A 559-nucleotide genomic window follows, 5' to 3' on the forward strand; every position below is an offset into this window, starting at 1 on the left:
GGCCCAGGCCGTGTGAAAATGGTGCAACTTGGAGCGCACTGGCGCATTTCGTGGCCGCCGAGCTTCTAATTCGGTGGAATCGACCTCCTGTCATCTCAGTGGCAGCCTGGAGCTTCAGGTAGGCGCTGATTTGGTCGCGCAATGGCCGGCCTCAGGCCCGCATGGCTTCCAGCAATCCGCCCACGCCCACGATCATCATCACGCGCTTCAGGTTGTAGGCGAGCACGTTGAGCGCCATCTCGGTGGCCACCTTCGGCAGCTTTTTTGTAAGAAAGTGCGTTGCTCCCATCCAACACTTCATCGTGCCGAACGGATGCTCCGCTGTCTGGCGGCGGACAGCCATTGCATTGGGGTTGTGGTCGAGCCTCGCCTGAACTTTCTCCAGAACGGCCTCGTGCTCCCAGCGTGAGATGCGGCGCTCGGGGGCTGTCGTGCACTGGGCTTTTAGCGCGCAGGTCTTGCAGGTGCTTGTCCAATAGCGGCGCAGGGTCTTTCCGTCCTCTACGTTCGTATAGTGATAAGTTAGCCGCTCGCCGGCGGGACAGCGATAAACATCGTC

Annotated in this window: 1 protein-coding gene; it reads right to left on the minus strand. The window is 60.3% G+C overall.

Annotated elements, in window-relative coordinates; genetic code table 11:
• Positions 1–151 precede the first annotated feature (151 nt).
• A partial coding sequence (locus OZ411_RS43015) for a transposase (RefSeq protein WP_282532812.1) occupies positions 152–559 on the minus strand: 408 nt, incomplete at its 5' end.

Source organism: Bradyrhizobium sp. Arg237L (genome assembly GCF_029990105.1).
GTDB lineage: Bacteria > Pseudomonadota > Alphaproteobacteria > Rhizobiales > Xanthobacteraceae > Bradyrhizobium.